16 protein-coding genes are annotated in these 18,112 nt (G+C 52.1%); 11 read left to right on the forward strand and 5 right to left on the reverse strand.

The window, feature by feature from the left end:
* Window positions 1-80 precede the first annotated feature (80 nt).
* Window positions 81-659, reverse strand: a complete 579-nt coding sequence (locus tag DOQ08_RS05210; RefSeq protein ID WP_227537494.1) for a hypothetical protein — start codon at window positions 657-659, stop codon at window positions 81-83.
* 120 nt (window positions 660-779) lie between these two features.
* Between DOQ08_RS05210 and DOQ08_RS05215 the strand changes: the two genes are divergently transcribed.
* The 8 genes from DOQ08_RS05215 (at window position 780) to DOQ08_RS05250 (ending at window position 9,505) form a co-directional block, all read left to right on the forward strand.
* The gene (locus DOQ08_RS05215) at window positions 780-1,835 is read left to right on the forward strand and encodes an NAD(P)-dependent alcohol dehydrogenase (protein WP_114333801.1); all 1,056 of its coding nucleotides are present in this window, start codon (window positions 780-782) and stop codon (window positions 1,833-1,835) included.
* Between the two features lie 81 nt (window positions 1,836-1,916).
* A complete protein-coding gene (locus DOQ08_RS05220) occupies window positions 1,917-2,885 on the forward strand; it encodes a beta-ketoacyl-ACP synthase III (protein ID WP_114333802.1) in 969 nt (322 codons plus the stop codon).
* Window positions 2,886-2,997: 112 nt separating this feature from the next.
* Window positions 2,998-3,999 carry a thiosulfate ABC transporter substrate-binding protein CysP gene (gene cysP / locus DOQ08_RS05225; RefSeq protein WP_114333803.1) on the forward strand — a complete coding sequence of 334 codons (1,002 nt, stop codon included), beginning with the start codon at window positions 2,998-3,000 and terminating at the stop codon, window positions 3,997-3,999.
* Between the two features lie 9 nt (window positions 4,000-4,008).
* On the forward strand, window positions 4,009-4,881 hold the full coding sequence (gene cysT / locus DOQ08_RS05230; RefSeq protein WP_114333804.1) for a sulfate/thiosulfate ABC transporter permease CysT: 873 nt from the start codon (window positions 4,009-4,011) through the stop codon (window positions 4,879-4,881).
* Window positions 4,882-5,739, forward strand: coding sequence for a sulfate ABC transporter permease subunit CysW (cysW, locus tag DOQ08_RS05235; RefSeq protein ID WP_114333805.1), 858 nt, complete (start codon window positions 4,882-4,884; stop codon window positions 5,737-5,739).
* A 1-nt stretch (window position 5,740) separates the two neighbouring features.
* Window positions 5,741-6,862: a sulfate/molybdate ABC transporter ATP-binding protein gene (locus DOQ08_RS16140; protein WP_114333806.1), complete on the forward strand. Its 1,122-nt coding sequence runs from the start codon at window positions 5,741-5,743 to the stop codon at window positions 6,860-6,862.
* 121 nt (window positions 6,863-6,983) lie between these two features.
* Window positions 6,984-8,480: a flavin-containing monooxygenase gene (locus tag DOQ08_RS05245; RefSeq protein WP_114333807.1), complete on the forward strand. Its 1,497-nt coding sequence runs from the start codon at window positions 6,984-6,986 to the stop codon at window positions 8,478-8,480.
* A gap of 2 nt (window positions 8,481-8,482) precedes the next feature.
* Complete coding sequence (locus DOQ08_RS05250) at window positions 8,483-9,505, forward strand: bile acid:sodium symporter family protein (protein ID WP_114333808.1); 1,023 nt, start codon at window positions 8,483-8,485, stop codon at window positions 9,503-9,505.
* Here the strand turns inward: DOQ08_RS05250 and DOQ08_RS05255 are convergent.
* Window positions 9,458-10,087 (reverse strand): J domain-containing protein, encoded by a 630-nt coding sequence (locus DOQ08_RS05255; protein ID WP_114333809.1) that lies wholly within the window; start codon window positions 10,085-10,087, stop codon window positions 9,458-9,460. The genes DOQ08_RS05250 and DOQ08_RS05255 overlap by 48 nt on opposite strands.
* Window positions 10,088-10,214: 127 nt before the next feature.
* Between DOQ08_RS05255 and DOQ08_RS05260 the strand changes: the two genes are divergently transcribed.
* The 3 genes from DOQ08_RS05260 to DOQ08_RS05270 are packed head-to-tail and all read left to right on the forward strand — an operon-like array spanning window position 10,215 to window position 14,891.
* Window positions 10,215-12,443 carry a TonB-dependent receptor plug domain-containing protein gene (locus tag DOQ08_RS05260; RefSeq protein ID WP_114333810.1) on the forward strand — a complete coding sequence of 743 codons (2,229 nt, stop codon included), beginning with the start codon at window positions 10,215-10,217 and terminating at the stop codon, window positions 12,441-12,443.
* Window positions 12,440-13,387, forward strand: coding sequence for an ABC transporter substrate-binding protein (locus DOQ08_RS05265; RefSeq protein WP_227537495.1), 948 nt, complete (start codon window positions 12,440-12,442; stop codon window positions 13,385-13,387). The genes DOQ08_RS05260 and DOQ08_RS05265 overlap by 4 nt, the downstream gene beginning before the upstream one ends.
* Complete coding sequence (locus tag DOQ08_RS05270; RefSeq protein WP_114333811.1) at window positions 13,380-14,891, forward strand: sensor histidine kinase; 1,512 nt, start codon at window positions 13,380-13,382, stop codon at window positions 14,889-14,891. The genes DOQ08_RS05265 and DOQ08_RS05270 overlap by 8 nt, the downstream gene beginning before the upstream one ends.
* Here DOQ08_RS05270 and gorA read toward each other — a convergent pair.
* Genes gorA through gspL form a run of 3 tightly spaced genes read right to left on the reverse strand, consistent with a single transcriptional unit; the run spans window position 14,869 to window position 18,110 of the window.
* A complete protein-coding gene (gene gorA, locus DOQ08_RS05275) occupies window positions 14,869-16,230 on the reverse strand; it encodes a glutathione-disulfide reductase (RefSeq protein ID WP_114333812.1) in 1,362 nt (453 codons plus the stop codon). The genes DOQ08_RS05270 and gorA overlap by 23 nt on opposite strands.
* Window positions 16,231-16,265: 35 nt before the next feature.
* Window positions 16,266-16,799 carry a type II secretion system protein GspM gene (gene gspM, locus DOQ08_RS05280; RefSeq protein ID WP_114333813.1) on the reverse strand — a complete coding sequence of 178 codons (534 nt, stop codon included), beginning with the start codon at window positions 16,797-16,799 and terminating at the stop codon, window positions 16,266-16,268.
* A 3-nt stretch (window positions 16,800-16,802) separates the two neighbouring features.
* Entirely contained in the window at window positions 16,803-18,110 is a 1,308-nt protein-coding gene (gene gspL, locus DOQ08_RS05285) for a type II secretion system protein GspL (RefSeq protein ID WP_114333814.1), read from the reverse strand.
* Window positions 18,111-18,112 lie beyond the last annotated feature (2 nt).

Raw genomic sequence — 18,112 nt, forward strand, 5'->3', positions numbered from 1 at the left:
TTGCAGCCCTCTCCCTCAAAAGTAGCACGGAACTTGGTGCCCTGCCGGTGTACAAAGGGGGTTACGGCAGGCGAGCAGGTTTATTGCATTCGACGACGCTCGGCATCGCGACGGGCGTTTTCCAAGAATGAATCAACGGTTTCTCCCGGCAGCAGTAACTGTTTTTGTATCATCTGATTCCGCCACTCCGACTCCTCGAAGATGCAGCGGTATTCGCTCGGGAATTGAGCGTACAGCTGCTTGAAGTGGTCACGAGCTTTGGCTTTGTTGGGCGATTTTCTGCGGGATTCCAGCACCGCCATATTATAAAGCGCGCCCGCACGAACGTTGTCAGGTTGTGTGGAATCTTTGTAAATGGTATCCAAACGTTCCAACACCTCATGAACACCCGTTAAACGGTGTTCTTTGATGATCTTGATGGCGGGCTCCATAATGCGGTCTTCGCCATGCTGACAGGGCGAATCGGCGTGATCTTGCTGGTATTGATCGACAGCCCGTTCTACATCGTGCTTATATTTCTGATCCTGTTTCTGCTCGTAAACGTATCCAGTGCCCACAGTTGTGGCTATGGTCCCGGGCATGCATCCGGCGAGCATGAAGGTACAGGCGGCGCCATACGCTGCGAGCTTCATTTTCATCAATGGCAGAGGCAATCTCATTATTTCATTCCTGAAAAATTTAAGAGTGAAATTACATTCGGTTACACGTGACATTATCTATATTCAAGTGCAAGTACCGTGCGCTCGGTAGAAAAACTTACAAATATTAAGGAGATTTTCATGGCCAACACCCGCGCCTATGCGGCCCAATCGGCCGATTCCGGATTGGCACCTTATAATTTCGAACGCCGCGCTCTGCGTGACGACGATGTCGCCATCGAGATTGACTACTGCGGTGTATGCCACAGCGATGTTCATGTAGTCGAAAACGACTGGGGCGGTTCGCAGTATCCTGTGGTTCCCGGCCACGAAATCATTGGCCGTGTTACTGCTGTAGGCGCCGCCGTGACCACCTATAAAACCGGCGATCTAGTGGGGGTTGGCTGCATGGTTGACAGCTGCCGTAGCTGTTCTGCCTGTGATACCGGGTTAGAGCAGTATTGTGATGAAGGCATGACAGCAACCTACGGCGGAATAGATCGACACGACGGTTCGGTCACCATGGGGGGCTATTCCGACAACATTGTTGTCAGTGAGCGCTTTGTGGTGCGGGTTCCTGAAAAGCTCGATCCGGCCAGCGCGGCACCCTTGCTGTGTGCCGGCATTACCACCTACTCGCCGCTGAAGCACTTCAACGTTGGCAAAGGCCACAAAGTGGGCGTTCTTGGTATGGGTGGCCTAGGCCACATGGGCGTGAAGTTTGCCAAAGCACTCGGAGCTGAGGTGACGTTGTTCACCCGGTCTGAAAGCAAAGTCGCCGAAGCCAAAAAACAAGGCGCCGACCACGTGGTGGTTTCAACCGATCGCAGCCAGATGAAAGCGGTTTCAAATTCGTTCGATTTCTTGCTCGACACGATTCCCGTTGCCCACGACCTGAACCCATACCTGAAATGCCTGAAACATGACGGTACGCACATTCTAGTGGGACTTCTCTCCGCTATTGAGCCGCCGGTGAACGCCGGACTGTTGTTGCTTAAACGTAGGGTGATTGGAGGGTCATTAATCGGCGGAATGCCGGAAACCCAAGAAGTTCTGGATTTCTGTGCGGAGCACAACATCACATGCGATGTGGAGATGTTGGATATCCGGGACATTAACGATGCCTACGTGCGCATGAAGAAAGGCGACGTGAAATACCGCTTTGTCATTGATATGAAAACCCTGAAAGAGGGCTGAGACGAACCGCTAATAACGATTCCGGTGGCGCAAGGTTAGCATGAGGTTATTAATGATCGCATTTGACCTTGGACGCCACCCATGACTTACGCACGCATTGCCGGAACCGGTTCGTACTTGCCGGACAACGTTGTCACCAATCTCGATCTGGAAAAGAAGGTAGATACTTCCGACCAGTGGATTCGCGATCGTACCGGCATCGAGCAACGTTACATTGCCCTGCCCGGCCAAACGACCGTCGATTTGGCTGAGCAGGCCGCCTTGCGTGCGATTGAAGCGGCCGGCATTGATGTGTCAGAAATCGATCTAATCGTCTTTGCTACCACCACTCCTGACAAAGTCTTTCCCAGCTGCGCCTGTATTCTTCAGGCACGACTGGGCATTAACGGCTGCCCAGCCTTTGACATTCAAGCGGTTTGCAGCGGGTTTGTTTACGCCTTGGCAACAGCCGAGAAGTTCATCCGATCAGGTAGCAGCAAAAAAGCACTGGTGATTGGGGCCGAAGTGTTTTCACGCATTCTGAACTGGGAAGACCGAACCACCTGCGTGCTCTTTGGCGATGGTGCAGGCGCGGTCGTACTCGAAGCCAGCGAAGAAACGGGCATTCTATCGACCCATTTGCACGCCGATGGTCGTTACGAAACCTTATTGCACGTTCCCTGTGGTGTAGCCAATGATTTCGATGCAGTGAAAGCGGGCCAGGCGTTCGTTGAAATGAAGGGCAACGAAGTGTTCAAGATGGCCGTGAACACGCTCGGCAAGATCGTTGATGAAACCCTTGAAGCAAACCAGATGGAGAAATCCGACATAGACTGGCTGGTGCCGCATCAGGCTAACCTACGAATTATCTCTGCCACCGCTAAAAAGCTGAATATGTCGATGGAACAGGTTGTGGTAACGGTTAATCGCCATGGCAATACATCCGCCGCCTCGATTCCTCTAGCCCTTGATGAAGCCGTGCGTGACGGGCGCATCAAGCGCGGTGAGATTGTGCTTCTAGAAGCCTTTGGAGGCGGTTTCACGTGGGGTTCTGCACTGCTTCGCTACTAATTTTCAATATGTTAAATAGTAATTTGAATAGTCTTTTAAAGTCTTTTTAGTTCTTAGCAAGCTTTGTTAAATTGCTCTTCAGATTCACCCAATAGGTTCTGAGGAGCTTTACATGAAAACGTTTTTAAAAGGCATCGCACTCGGCGCTGCCCTACTCTCTGCTCAGCCAGCCCTTTCTGCTGATCGGGAGCTTCTCAATACCTCCTACGACATTGCCCGCGAGCTTTTTGCCGCCTATAACGTCGAGTTCCAGAAGCACTGGCAGGAGAAAACAGGCGAAACCGTTGAGATCAAGCAATCTCATGCGGGCTCGTCCAAGCAGGCTCAAGCCATTATCCAAGGCCTGAAGGCCGATGTTGCTACCTTCAACCAGGTTACTGACATCGACATCCTTCACACCCGAGGCCGTCTGATTCCTGAGAACTGGGCAGAGCGTCTGCCGAACAACAGCTCTCCTTATTATTCCACCATGGCGTTTCTGGTTCGCAAAGGTAACCCCAAGAACATTCAAAACTGGGATGACCTGATTCGCGAAGACGTTTCTTTGGTGATGCCTAACCCTAAAACCTCAGGTAACGGCCGCTACACCTATCTGGCAGCATTAGGTTTTGCGCAGGATCAGTTCGGCGACGATCAAGACAAGATTGATGATTTCCTTGCCTCTTTGCTGGGCCAAGTCCGTGTTTTTGACAGCGGCGGCCGTGGTGCAACCACCACCTTTGTTGAGCGCGGTATCGGTGATGCTTTGCTGACCTTCGAATCCGAAGTACTGAACATTGCGGATCGCTTGGAAGGTGAATACGAAGTGGTTACCCCGAAAGTCAGTTTCCTGGCTGAATTCCCGGTCACCTGGATTGACGATTACACCAAGCAGAACGGTACCGAAGAACTGGCGAAAGAATACCTGAGCCACCTCTACTCTGAAGAGTCCCAGCGTTTGTTGGCTAGCTTCAACTACCGGGTTCAGAACGAAACCGTCTTGAAAGAGAACGCGGACCGCTTCCGTGACCTCAAACTGAAGTCCATCGATGAAATCGCCGGAGGCTGGGAAAACGCTATGAAAGCCCACTTCGCCAGTGGCGGTAAGCTCGACCAGCTTCAGCGTCGGCGGTAAGACACTCTAATGTCTGCTCCTGCTCAAACAAGCGTCGCCTCAGTGCGGCGCTTTTCCGGTCGTAGCAAACGGGTCTTGCCAGGATTCGGGCTGAGTCTCGGCATCTCGCTGTTTTTCGTAAGCTTGGTCCTGCTTTTGCCACTAACCGGTTTGGTGGTGGAAACGTCTGGTATGACGTGGGATCAATTCGTGTTCACCATCACCGATCCGCGAGTGATCGAATCCTATAAAGTAACCGCGTGGACCGCGCTGGCCGCTTCGTTGTTTAACGGCGTGTTCGGGTTATTACTCGCTTGGGTCTTGGTACGTTACGAATTCCCCGGAAGGCGGTTGATTGATGCGGTTGTGGATCTCCCCTTCGCGTTGCCAACTGCGGTAGCAGGCATCACCCTGGCTACATTGTTCGCCCAAAACGGCTGGTACGGCCAGTGGCTGGACAAACTGGGAATCGAGGTGGCTTTCACCCCCATCGGCATTGTTGTGGCGATGGCCTTTACGAGTATCCCTTTTGTCGTCCGCACGGTTCAGCCGGTGCTCGAGGAGCTTTCTCCCGCCGACGAAGAAGCGGCTGTCAGTATGGGTGCTTCGGATAGCCGGGTGTTCCGTAAAGTCATTTTCCCTTCGTTGTGGCCTGCATTGGTTACGGGTGTGGCGCTGTCGTTTACTCGCAGCCTCGGCGAATTCGGCGCGATCATTTTCATCGCGGGTAACACGCCCTACGTCAGTGAAGTGACCAGCCTGATGATCTTTATTCGCCTGCAGGAATACGACTACGCAGCCGCTAGTGCGATTGCATCGATGGTGTTACTTGCGTCGTTGATCTTGTTGTTTGCGATCAATCTCTGGCAGAGCCGTTACTTGCGCCGTTTGGAGGGTCGATAGATGTCACTCCACAGAAATAGGGTTGGTGATCAGCCGTGGGTACGCCGGACACTCATTGGCTTAGCCATGGTTTTAACCGTGATTTTTCTGGTGATACCGGTGGTAGTGATCTTCACTCAGGCACTCAGTGCTGGCTGGAGCACGCTTGCGGGTAACATTCTGGATGAATACACCCTGCATGCGATCGGGCTAACACTGTTTGTCGCACTGCTAACAGTGCCACTGAATCTCATCTTTGGTACGGCATTGGCATGGTCGGTCACACGCTTCAAGTTCCCGGGGCGCAAGTTGCTGATCACGTTGATCGACATTCCGTTCGCTGTTTCCCCGGTTGTGGCAGGCCTGCTTTACCTGTTGCTCTACGGCCGAAACGGTTGGCTTGGCGGCTGGCTGAGTACTCACGATATTCAGTTAATGTTCGCCTGGCCCGGCATTGTGATGGTCACCGTATTCGTAACCTGCCCGTTTGTCGCACGGGAACTGATACCGTTGATGCAACAACAAGGCAGCGAAGAAGAGGAAGCGGGCGTGGTTCTGGGGGCGTCGGGTTGGCGCATTTTCCGTAAGATCACACTGCCGAATATTAAATGGGCTCTTATATACGGCGTGATTCTCACCAACGCCCGTGCGGTCGGCGAATTTGGTGCAGTGTCGGTTGTTTCGGGGAACGTTCGCGGCCAAACCAATACCTTACCGTTGCACGTTGAGCTGCTGTATCAGGATTACAACATTGTCGGGGCATTCGCCAGTGCCTCGCTGCTTGCCGCCATCGCGATTCTTACGCTGGTCGCCAAAGCCTTTGTCGAATGGAAACAGGCTAAATCAGAACATTCCGCGCCGGAAACCAGAGGTGTCTGACATGAGTATCACTATCCAGAACATCAACAAAACCTTCGGAAAATTTCAGGCGCTTAACGATGTGTCTTTGAAGATTCCGGAAGGTAAATTAACCGCTCTACTCGGCCCCTCCGGCTCGGGAAAAACCACTTTGTTGCGGATTATTGCGGGGCTGGAATCTTCCGATGCCGGGAAAATTTTGTTTAGTGGCGAAGATGTCAGCCATTTACACGTGCGGGATCGCAACATCGGTTTCGTGTTCCAGCATTATGCCTTGTTCCGCCACCTGACAGTCGCCCAGAACATTGCGTTCGGGCTGGAATCGCTGCCACGCAAAGAACGCCCTTCTAAACAGGAAATTGCCCAGCGCGTTGAGAAACTGTTGGAGATGATCCAGTTGCCGCAACTGGCCGACCGTTTTCCTTCCCAGCTGTCTGGTGGTCAAAAGCAACGGGTTGCACTGGCGCGCGCTTTGGCCACACAGCCCCGAATATTACTGTTGGATGAGCCGTTTGGGGCTCTGGATGCGAAAGTTCGTAAGGATCTGCGCCGTTGGCTGCGCGCGTTACACGATGAATATCATTTCACCAGCATTTTCGTGACTCATGATCAGGAAGAAGCTTTGGAGCTGTCCGATCAAGTTGTCGTGATGAGCCAAGGCAAAGTCGAACAAGTCGATAGCCCTGCGCAATTGTACGCTCGGCCCGACAGCCGTTTCGTGTTCGACTTCCTTGGCCATGTGAACGTACTGTCGGGTGTGGTCAAAAGCCAAAAACTGGTGCAAGGCGACGCTTGGGTATCGCTACCCGGCACCAAAGGCGATCAAGAAGCCCAACTTTACCTTCGCCCCCATGAAGTTCAGTTGTCCCGATCACCCGCCACCCATGCCCGGCTACCCTTACGTATCCAGTCCATCAGTCTGATTGGCTCGGAAGTTCGTCTGGAGTTGGCACCCGAGGGCTGGGAAAGTCATGAATTGTGGGAAACCGGCATGAGCCACGCGGAGTTTGCCCGGCAAAATCCTACACGTGGCGAGCTTTGGTATGCCGTACCCAATGTAGGCCATTTGTTTGAGGCGGATAGCCATCAACCACGCGCCGTTAATTGGGATTTTCAAAACGCCGCTAACGCCAGCAGCATGTAAACGACTGGTTACAAAGCACTGTTTACCAAAAAGCCCCGACACCTTAAGACAGGTTCGGGGCTTTTTGTTGTTTGAAATGAACGCTATAGTCTGGCAACACAATAACAATCAGGCAGTAACCATGAAACGGCGTAATCAGCGCAAACTTTCTGTCATTATTATTGGTACAGGCTTTGGTGGTATTGGCATGGCCATCCAGCTCAAACGAGCCGGTTATACCGACCTCACCCTTCTTGAAAAAGCACCTAAAGCGGGAGGGACATGGCGCGACAACACCTACCCCGGTGCGGCATGTGACGTGCAATCCCATCTTTATTCATATTCTTTTGAGCCAAAGCATGACTGGACCCGAAAATTTGCGCCGCAGGCTGAAATCGAAGGCTACATCGAGCACTGTATTACCAAGTATGGATTGCAGCCGTACATCCGTTTTAATCAAGCTGTAACCGGTGCCCGTTTTGATGCCGCGACTAATTCATGGGCCGTCACAACCGCATCTGGCGACACCTACACAGCGAACGTATTGATCGCTGCCACAGGGCAATTAAACCGTCCTGCAGTCCCGTCTATCGCTGGCATTGAACGGTTTACAGGCCACACCTTTCATTCGGCTACTTGGGATCACGATTTTGACTTGTCCGGTAAACGGGTTGCCGTGATTGGTACCGGTGCCAGTGCTATTCAGTTTGTCCCAAACATTGTGCCGGCCGTAGCAAAGCTGGACTTGTACCAGCGTTCGGCCGCTTGGGTCGTTCCGAAATCCGACCGGCCGTTTACCCCGCTTGAACACAACTTGTTTCAGAAAATGCCATTATGGGATCGGGCCTACCGCGCATTGATTTATGTGAAAAATGAATCCCGTGCATTGGCCTTTACCCGCTTTAGAAAACTCCTGGACTTTGTAGCTCGCCAAGCTGTGAAAGAGGCCAAGGCCAAAGTCTCGGACCCCACTAAACGGCAGCACATCATCCCCGATTATCAAATTGGCTGTAAGCGCATTCTTATTTCCAATGACTGGTATCCCGCCATCGATCAGCCCCACCTTGATTTGATTACCGATGGCATATCCGAGGTTGATGAAACGGGCATTGTCACCACCGATGGTCAACACCGTCCCGCGGATGCCATCATATTCGCAACCGGGTTTCGGGCCAGCGAATACTTGTCCCCTATCACCATCACAGGGCTCGATGGCGTATTACTGAACGATGCCTGGGCGAATGGCGCTAAAGCGTTCAAAGGCATAACCGTAAACGGATTTCCGAACCTGTTTATGCTTTATGGTCCGAACACCAACTTGGCCCACAACTCGATTCTGTATATGCTCGAATCCCAGTTCAGTTATGTCATCAGCGCGCTGAATGCTTTGGCAAAGTATCCAAATTCCGCGATCGATGTGCGAGAAGACCGTCAAACCCGCTATTGCTCGGTGGTTCAGGAACGATTGGGCGGTACCGTTTGGGACTCGGGTTGCCAGTCCTGGTATTTAGACGAATCCGGAAGAAACACAGCCCTTTGGCCTGGCTTTACGTTTAGCTATCGTTTTGCCACGCGCTCGATAGATACCGCTGATTATCGGTTTTTCACTCCGGGCTCCGGTAATGGACTTAAGGTTTAATCATGAAGTTTCGTATTGACACCTTCACCTTGCTACTGCTGGGTGCGATCGTTTTAGCATCTTTTGTACCGGTAACGGGCGGTGCGGCCGATGCCCTCGCAACGTTAGGCACCTGGGCGGTGGCATTGCTGTTTTTTCTTCATGGTGCGGCCCTCTCCCGCCAACAGATAATCGACGGCGCAACCCATTGGCGCTTGCACATATTGATCACCTCACTAACCTTCGTTTTCTTCCCGCTCGTGGTTTTGCCCATCAACGGCCTGAGTAGCATCATTCCGGAATGGATGCCCAAAGACCTTGGCCTCGGCTTCCTTTATCTCGGGGTGTTGCCATCAGCTGTTTCGTCGTCCATCGCTTATACCGCGATGGCCAAAGGCAACGTACCTGCCGCCATATGCAGTGCCGCAGCATCCAATGTATTCGGCATGATGCTGACCCCTTTCCTGCTGCTCTTGTTGGTGTCTACCTCTGGCGATGGCAACTTTTCAGTGGCAGAAGCCCTGAAAGATATCGTAATGCAGCTATTACTGCCCTTTGCTGTTGGCCATGCCATGAGGCCGTGGCTCGGAGGTTTCCTTGGTCGTAATGAGTCTCTTATGTCACGGTACGACCAATGCGTTATCTGGATTATCGTCTACTCTGCGTTTTCTCATTCGGTGGTCAGCGGCCTTTGGCAGAACCTTCCAGTTCAGGCCATCATCTTGGCTATTGTGCTGTGTTTCGGACTGCTGGGGCTGTTTATGCTGGCGGCAACCGTCATGGTGAGACGATTCGGGTTCAGTTTAGAAGACGAAGCCGCAGTGGTGTTCTGCGGCTCAAAGAAGAGTTTGGCTTCTGGTTTGCCGATGGCTAAGGTGCTCTTTTCAGGGCATCCTGGCTTCGGGATGATCGTGTTGCCGATCATGTGTTACAACCAGATTCAGGTGATCGTGGGCGCCATACTGGCGCAGAAGTACCGGGTAAAGATTGAGCAGGCCTCAGCTGCCAACGCCCATGCCACCGAAAATCATGGTCAGAATCACTAACCCGATGATCCAGCCTATAACCGCTGGCCAAAAGTTAGCGGTTTGGGACAGCGGTTCTATTTCGTCCCGGGGGTCATTCTCTTCAAGCGCGGTTGATTGCTGTTCCTGCTCGGTAATCGCCTCCTGAACGGTGAACCATTCAAACCACTCCCCTAAAAAGCGGGCGACTGGCTGCGGGAACGATCCATTCTCAGCCATGGGACGAATCCAGGACTCTAACTGTTGGCCAATTTCGCGGCGAAGCGGCAGCTGATCCGCGGGTGGCTCGCAGAGTATTGCTTTCCAGATACCTACATCCTGCTGGCGGCCTGAATCATTCATCAGAGCCTTAATCTGAATAACAACCTCGCGCACTATTTGGGATTCGTTAGCGTCTAACTGATGATCGGCTATCGGACTGGGTTCCGGCGCCGCAACCGCCGCCGGCGTAGCCATGGGTTCGCCCCCTGCCGCCTCCCGGTAGGCTTCGTCCAGCCTACGAGCTTCTTCGGTTGACGCAAATTTCATCTGGCGCTCATAAGCCTGACGAATTTCCTCACGATCACTCGTCGGCTCAATGCCCAGAATCTCCCAGCAGCTCATACAACAATCACTCCGAATATGTCGCCTCTGTAAACTTTATAGAGACAAATGATTTTGGTTCTCCTAGGATTGGAGAATATATGCAACTAAATTCGCACGATGAATTCCTAATTATAGAACGACTACTATGCCAGAGACGAATTGCTTGTACCGCATTCTGAATACCAAGAAATTCGCAAAACATGTTGGTTGGTCAATAATAGTCAGCGGTTTAGGGTTCACCGTACCCCTATCTGCGAGCGCCGAGAACCCTTCTTTCAACGATGGGCTGCACGAGTTTGACAGCGACATTCCTCAAGTTCTCACCACTACCCGCCTCAGGCAACCAAAAACCCGGGTGCCAGGCAGCACTACGGTCATTCAGGGCGACAAGATCCGCGATCTTGGCATTATGAATCTGTACGAAGTGTTTCGGCTGGTACCAGGGATGACCGTTAACTTTGTCGGGAGCCATCAACCCGTCGTTACTTATCATGGCACGGTTCACTATGAGCAAAGGCGCATGCAGGTGCTGGTTGATGGCAGAACGGCCCACCGAGCCACACTTTCGGACATGGACTGGGAAACCATGCCAGTGCCACTAGAGTTGATCGAACGCATAGAAGTTGCCAGAGGCCCGAACTCGGCAGCCTATGGTATTAACGCCTTTTTAGGCACGATCAATATCATCACGCGTGACCCGGCGGACACAGCGGGTGCGGAAACACGGGTCACACGAGGCTCCCGTAACCATATCCGCACATTCGCTTCAGTCGGCGGTGCCGGACAAACGGTAGATTGGCGGCTTTCGTATGAGAAACGCAAATTCGATGGGTTCGATTACCAAGAGGATGGTGATGAGCACGTTTCGTTCAATGACGGCCACAACATCAATTCGTTCGGTTATGACTCTCGCTTCAAGTTCAATAGAAGTACGAACATTGAGGTGAAAGCGGGGGTCACAGATGGCATCAAACAGCAGGACAAAGGAAAAAGCGGTGAGCTAGACCCCATCGAACACCCAAATATTGATGTGCGGGATTATTTCATTCAAAGTCAGTTCAACCACAGCACATCCGAACATCACTTTTTTCATGTCCTCGCGAGTGTTTCAAATTTCAATCGCCGAGATCGTTATGACATAGAGCTCGGTGAGTCGGCTGTCAATTGTTTGCGGAATCCGAATGGCCCATCGCTTTATTTCCGCACCCAAGATCCAAACGATGGCAGCCGCCTGGAACCTTGCCAGGTTCCAATCCCCGGGGAAACGCCGCTTCGCGCGAACGTCAATGCGGATTACGAAGACACAAGGCTGGAGCTGGAAATTCAAGACACCCTACTCTTCAACGACGATCTGAAACTGGTGTCTGGTGCAGGCTTTCGAAAAAATATTCTTCGATCTGAAACCTACTTCAATGGCCGTGAACACAGTTATCAGTCTCGTTACTTCGGCAATCTGGAGTATACGCCCTGGACCTGGGTAACCATGAACGTAGGTGGCAACTGGGAGCATTCCAGTACCACCGATGAAGGCTATTTTTCACCACGGGTTGCCACCAATTTTGTTATCAATAGCCACCACGCAATTCGGTTCGTATACTCTCAGGCAGTAAGAACCCCGGACTCCTTCGAACAGAGCCCCAATACAGGGTTTACACTCACCAACGTAGCTCCTGCCATGTATTCTGATCTCGAAGGGCGCCGGATAACCATTGTTGATGCTGCTCAGGCGCCCCATGCTTTAACGCTCGGCAGGGATCTCGACGAGGAGCGTATTACATCCCATGAGATCAGCTATTTCGGCCAGTTCCCGCTAGAGTCTGCGCTACTTTCTGTAGAGGTGCGCGGCTTTAAAGATCAGATGCGCGATATGATCAGCGGCGTTATTCAGTTGGCCCAATGGACACTGGGCAACAATGTTGATGTTGACCAAAAAGGATTTGAAGTGGAGGCGACGCTCGCCTACCCGAACACAGCACTGCGAGCGACCTATGCCTATCTTGATCAGGATTCACGCTACGTTGGCCCACCGATTCTAGACGCTTCAGGTGAAGTGGACACTAAGCAGCATGAGTACCAGAAAGGCCTGCTTTCCCGAATGTCTACCCGACACTCGGGCAGTTTTTCGATCATCCAGGATTTCCCCTTTGATCTGAAAGCATCGTCCGCATTCTACTGGGCCGACGAGTTTCTGCGCACCGAAAACCAATTTGAACGCATCGATGTTCGATTGGCGAAACAGTTTTTTCGAACGGATTATACGGCCGAAATTGCGGTTACGATGCAGCACTACCTGAACCGGGAGCCAGAGCTTAGCTCAGACAACAATATTGAAGACCACAACCAGTTCTTCGTAGAAGCAGGCGTTAGATTTTGAACGTAAAATTCCTTCTGAACCTAGTCGCCATATGTATCCTTTGGTCAGGATGGCCTCTGAGCGCCCACTCTCAAACTGAATACAACGGTGCTCATCCGGTGACGGTCATTGGTTCAGGGAAGCAGGCACTGGATGCCTATTTCATCGGTTTGATTGAAGATCGAGTGGGTCCGAATGTTGAGCTGAACCTGGTCCCCCCTAGCGCTGACTTGGGGACGCTGCCCAACCAGCCTGTCATTACCATAGGCCCAAAAGCATTTGACCGTTTGTACCGTGCAAAGCGGGATGTACCCATACTTGGCACCCTGATTGAGCAACAGTTTCTCGACAAATACCCCCATGAAACCTCGGGAAAGATAAGCGCCATACTCTACGATGTACCTTTGCTACGCCAAGCACTCACAGGCAAAGCCATTCTGCCACACGCGACCAAAGTGGCTGTGTTAGCCAGCCCTCATAACCGATCTCTGTATGCTTCTTTATTAGAACGTCTCCCAGACTATGGGTTGCAAGGCCAGGTGTTTTTCGTAACGAAGCAAGATCAGCTTATACCTACTCTTATACGAGCGTTGAACTACGGCGACTTCCTTTTAGGCACGCCAGACCCGGATATTTATCATCCACGGAACATCAAACATATCCTCCTCACCGCCTATCGGCGAAACAAAATATTGGTCGGGCCGAGCCAGGCCTATGTAAAGGCCGGATCAATCGCATCCAGCTACCCCACTTATTCTTCAATGGCGGATAAAACCGCTGAATTCCTGATCTACTACCTAAAAAACGGAGAGTTCCCACCAGCGAGCTATCCAGAAACCTACAACGTTGAAGTCAACAAACAGGTCGCGCACTCGCTCAACATTCCCTTGGGCCAGCCTGAGGAAATTTCAAATATCATTAATAAGTTACTCCTGAATCCGTCTCAGGAGCTTTTCGATGATTAAACCTCGAAAGCGCACCGTATCTCTTTCACTATCACGACGTTTGTTATTGCTCGGTCTTTTACCTGCGGTTTTGATGTTCACTGTTCTTGTCGCTTTTTTCACCTCTGTCAGGATGGATGATGCGCGAAGTTCAATGGCGCAGAGCAGCCAGCTATTGGCCGACAACCTCGCTCCGGTTCTTGAATACGCGATTGTCTCGGGCAACAGCTTTGCATTGGAACAAGTTCTCGATAATGCCCTTGAGCACAGCGATGCGCATTGGGTAAGAGTGATAGATGTCGTCGGTGAGGAAATAGGTTTCGCCAGTGCGGAAGAGCAGAGCATCGATATCACCGCTCCCCAGTACCAAGTGTTCGAGTCTGAAATTTTTCAGGAACCATTGATGCTTGAGGAGAACGACGGGGGGAAATGGTTCCAATCCGGATGGGAGTCCGGTGCAGGTATTCTGCGAATAGGCAGTGTTCAAGTCGCCGTGAGAACCGAAGCTTTGGACCTGAAGCTTCAAAACATATGGTGGTCTTCCTTAGCAGTTGGCGGCGGTACGCTTTTGTTCGCCATCGTGTTAGTACAACTGTTTCTGGGCAATATTCTTCGTTCGATGCAAAACCTCGGCAGCCGGGTTGGCAGCCTTATTCGTGGCAACTATCGCCTTGAACCTATAAATACAAAGGGTGTCGCGGGTGAAATTGTCGATTTGCAACACCAACTTAATGAGTTGGCTGAACGCCTACAGGATTTGAAAACAACCCGTGACGAAACCCTCTCTGTTTCAGAATCAGAGCGGGCTAAAGCAGAGCACGCGAACAGGGTGAAATCAGAGTTTCTGGCGAGCATGCGTCAAGAGCTCAACACACCTTTGACTGGTGTGATCGGCATGATCAAACACATCGAGCAAGAAGAACTTTCTCCGCAACAGAAGGATTATCTCACTACCGCGAAAAAGTCGCTTCAGGACTTGCTAACGGTCATCTCCAATATGTTGGATTATGCCCACTTGGACACTGAGGCAAAAGCATTGGACGCTAAACCGTTTGACCTCCGGGAGCTGATCTCCAACTGCGTTGCTTCTTACCGCCATGCCGCGGAACTACAAGAGCTGTCTCTTGAATCTCTGTATTTAGGTGACTGGCCGGAACCGGCTACGGTAATAGGAGATGCGCCGCGCGTCAGACAGGTGCTTAGCGGATTACTCGATAACTCGCTTGAGATGACCAGTAATGGCTTCATCACGGTACGGACTACGTGGGTGAGCATAGATGAACAGCATGTTTTGATGTCTTGCACGCTACGTGATTCCAGCTCGAGCACTCACAACGCCAACACCATTCACAACCCGCACACACACTCTCGATTCGGCGGGCCGGGCTTTAATCTGGCGATGGTTCAGAGGTTGGTCGAACTGATGGGCGGGCACGTTCAGATTGAGCTGGATATGGGTCAGGGTACCTCGTTACGTTTCGAGATACCCTTTGATTTGCCAGCTACTGAACAGGCGAGCGCATAGTCACGAACTCTTCTGCAGACGTTGGGTGGATACCCAATGTCGAGTCAAACTGAGCTTTGGTTGCCCCAGCTTTAATTGCAACGGCTAAACCTTGAGTGATTTCCCCAGCATCAGGCCCAACCATGTGAGCACCAAGCACCTTGTCTGTTTGATCATCAACAACGAGCTTCATCAGGCACCGTTCATCACGGCCGCTCAAGGTGTATTTCATCGGGCGGAAATCAGACCGGTATATCCGCAAACGATAACCCGCTGCAATCGCTTCCTCTTCGGTTAAACCCACGGTGCCAATGTTAGGCTGACAGAACACGGCGGTCGGAATAGCGCTGTAATCCATGTCCCCCTGACCATCACCAAACAGGCGACGAGTGAGTACCATCGCTTGCGCCAAAGCAACCGGAGTAAGTTGCGGGGTACCAATCACATCACCAAGTGCTGAGATTGACGGAACACACGTACGGAAATGTTCATCGACGACAATATGACCCGACTCATTGAGCTCGACTCCGACCTTCTCAAGCCCTAACCCATCAACCAAAGCGCGGCGGCCGGTTGCTGCCATGACCAGGCCTGTCTTAAGGCTACTGCCATCGCTTAAGTTTACTTTGTAGAGGGCATCATCGGGCTCTACGGAGTCGATCGTCACGTTAAAGCGCAAGTCTATGCCCTTTTTGCGCATTTCCTGCTCGGTAAAGCGGCGAATATCGTCATCAAAACCACGAAGGAACAAATCCCCGCGATACAACAAAGTGGTTTCTACCCCAAGCCCTGCGAGAATCCCAGCGAACTCGACCGCTATGTACCCACCACCCCAGACCACGGCATGACGGGGCAGTTGTGGCAGATAAAACATTTCATTCGAGGTGAGCAAACACTCTTTCCCGGGAATGTCCGGAATAACCGGCCAACTACCGGTCGCAATCGTGATGTGTTTGGTGGAGTATTGCTTGTCTCCCACCGCAATGGTTTCCGGATCAACGATACTGGCAGTACCTTCAATGATCGTAACACCGGCATTTTCGAGCATCCGGCCGTATATCCCGTTAAGCCGCTCAATTTCGGTGTTCTTGTTGGCAACCAGTGTTGGCCAGTCGAAACTCACATCATCGGAGGGAATGTTCCAGCCATAGCCTTGTGCGTCTTCCAATTCATCCCTGACGTGAGCACCGTATACAAACAGCTTTTTAGGCACGCAACCCACGTTTACGCAGGTTCCACCGAGATAGCGGGATTCAACAACCGCTACCTTTGCACCAGTTTGCGCCGACATTCTGGCCAGGCGAACTCCGCCGGAACCGGCGCCAATAATAATCAGGTCAAAATCGTGGGAACTAGACACTCTGTCTCCTGTAAATCCTATAAAAAGCCAACAAATCAGATGGCAAGAGTCAGTCGGACGGATACCTTCCCGGGTTCATTACCTTTATCCATGGCGGCTTGATCGATCAGAATTCCATGCTGAGCATCCAAACGCTCCAACCAAGCGGCTACATCCGCATACGGAACATCTTCCATCCATACCCGAATGGCGTTGTTGCCCGACGGTTCAAAGCGCTGCAGCGAAAGGCCCGCTTCCCCGGCAGACCGGGTCACCAGAGCCATCAGCGCACGGCCATCTTCCGGGCGATCGGTTGCACTGGAAGCCGAGTTGCCGGATCCTGCGCTACCAAGCCGCTGTATGGTGTTTTCGTTTGCCTGAATCCAGGCCAACAATTCACCGGCATTCTCGCGACTGGTTTCTGCGCTGCTGCGATAATCCGAAACCGGTCGCCAAATCGCAAAATACAGTACCGCAATTGCCAAGGCTATAAGCAGAACTGTCAAAGCCTGACGATCCCTTTGCGGTAATTGATCGTATCGGGCTACCATTTTTTCAATGGCGGGATGATCTTTTAGGCGCTGAAACATCGTTTATCCTCCTGAAACCGTTAAACGACCGCGAGCACCGTTCGATTCATTAACCACCGAGCCGATCTGCGCCTGCAAGCCTTGGTCGGCCAATCCATTGCGCAAGCGACTGAGGCGATCATAGCTGTCAGCCCGAACATCAACCACCAGCTCACCACGAGTGCGGCTGTAATTAATCGAATTAAACGTCACCGCTCCAGCGCCCGCCAGACGGCCGTACTGGTCGCCGGTAAACTTCATCAGCGTTATGAAATCGACATCTGCACCCTGAGATCCAGCCACCCGCAACTGCCCTTCAATGACGCGCCGAACATTTCCGGCGTGAGTACGGCGATCAGCGGGAAAGGCTTGCCGGTAAATGGCCATCGCCTGAGATTTGAGTTCATCAGCCTGTTGTTGGTGATACGTTCCTACCCCGATATTCAGGCCAACTTGAATCACGAACCAAAGCGAGGCAACCGCAATTAAGGGTTTCCAAGGCTTTAACGGACTCGAACCGGAAACTTTTACCGAAAAAACGCCCTGACACAGATTCACCGGATGGCATAAATGCTGATGGTGAGACCACGCCAGAAATTCAAGGACAGAAAGTTCCAAAGCTTTCTGCTGAACGTCCACACGGCCCGTGGAACCTGATAGCTCGTTCACCAAGGGTTGCTGGCGCTCTAGTTCGGTTTCAACACCGTATAGCTGCACAGGGATTTCAGCGACAACTTCTTCCGACGATGGCGCCGCCATGGTCATAGCGAACAAAGGCAGATTATCGGCTTGCATCCTTAGCCATTCCCCTCGCTCGCTTTGCATGAGCACAAAGTCGTCGTCCAAGCACATCATCCAGCCCGAATCGGGAGCAGGTAGTAAAGAGGCATCCGGGTAAATCGCATCCAGCCGCACCTGATCCCAACCCGAGAACAGGTTCTTCCAACGCTCCATTTGGGCTAAATCAATTGCTGCAACCAAATAGCCCTCGTCGGTATGCTTTCCCAGAGCCAAATGAACCGTTTCGATGTCTTGGGCAATCTGCTCTTCAACCGCATACGGTAGCGCTTGCTGAACAAACCGGCTTTGTTTGGCCGGGATATCCGCTATGCAAAACGCGGCTTCATCACCCGGGATCAAGCCGATCAGCAGCACCTTATCCAGCGCGTTCTGTGCCAATGTCTGTTCGATCACGGCTTTGGGGTCAGCACTGCCCCGCGCCTGAGCGTCGCCGCTGGCATCGTGCAATACCCAGCTATAAAGCTGGGCATCCGGGCTCTGCTCCGGGTCGGCAAATGGCGACAGTGGTCGCACATAGAGACGATAAGACATGG

Source organism: Marinobacter litoralis, assembly GCF_003336705.1.
Taxonomy (GTDB): Bacteria; Pseudomonadota; Gammaproteobacteria; order Pseudomonadales; family Oleiphilaceae; genus Marinobacter; species Marinobacter litoralis.

Excerpts from the sequence above, each read along its gene's own strand:
- DOQ08_RS05210 (WP_227537494.1), bottom strand. The coding sequence starts at position 659 with ATGAGATTGCCTCTGCCATTGATGAAAATGAAGCTCGCAGCGTATGGC.
- DOQ08_RS05215 (WP_114333801.1), top strand. The coding sequence starts at position 780 with ATGGCCAACACCCGCGCCTATGCGGCCCAATCGGCCGATTCCGGATTG.
- DOQ08_RS05220 (WP_114333802.1), top strand. The coding sequence starts at position 1,917 with ATGACTTACGCACGCATTGCCGGAACCGGTTCGTACTTGCCGGACAAC.
- cysP (WP_114333803.1), top strand. The coding sequence starts at position 2,998 with ATGAAAACGTTTTTAAAAGGCATCGCACTCGGCGCTGCCCTACTCTCT.
- cysT (WP_114333804.1), top strand. The coding sequence starts at position 4,009 with ATGTCTGCTCCTGCTCAAACAAGCGTCGCCTCAGTGCGGCGCTTTTCC.
- cysW (WP_114333805.1), top strand. The coding sequence starts at position 4,882 with ATGTCACTCCACAGAAATAGGGTTGGTGATCAGCCGTGGGTACGCCGG.
- DOQ08_RS16140 (WP_114333806.1), top strand. The coding sequence starts at position 5,741 with ATGAGTATCACTATCCAGAACATCAACAAAACCTTCGGAAAATTTCAG.
- DOQ08_RS05245 (WP_114333807.1), top strand. The coding sequence starts at position 6,984 with ATGAAACGGCGTAATCAGCGCAAACTTTCTGTCATTATTATTGGTACA.
- DOQ08_RS05250 (WP_114333808.1), top strand. The coding sequence starts at position 8,483 with ATGAAGTTTCGTATTGACACCTTCACCTTGCTACTGCTGGGTGCGATC.
- DOQ08_RS05255 (WP_114333809.1), bottom strand. The coding sequence starts at position 10,087 with ATGAGCTGCTGGGAGATTCTGGGCATTGAGCCGACGAGTGATCGTGAG.
- DOQ08_RS05260 (WP_114333810.1), top strand. The coding sequence starts at position 10,215 with ATGCCAGAGACGAATTGCTTGTACCGCATTCTGAATACCAAGAAATTC.
- DOQ08_RS05270 (WP_114333811.1), top strand. The coding sequence starts at position 13,380 with ATGATTAAACCTCGAAAGCGCACCGTATCTCTTTCACTATCACGACGT.
- gspM (WP_114333813.1), bottom strand. The coding sequence starts at position 16,799 with ATGTTTCAGCGCCTAAAAGATCATCCCGCCATTGAAAAAATGGTAGCC.
- gspL (WP_114333814.1), bottom strand. The coding sequence starts at position 18,110 with ATGTCTTATCGTCTCTATGTGCGACCACTGTCGCCATTTGCCGACCCG.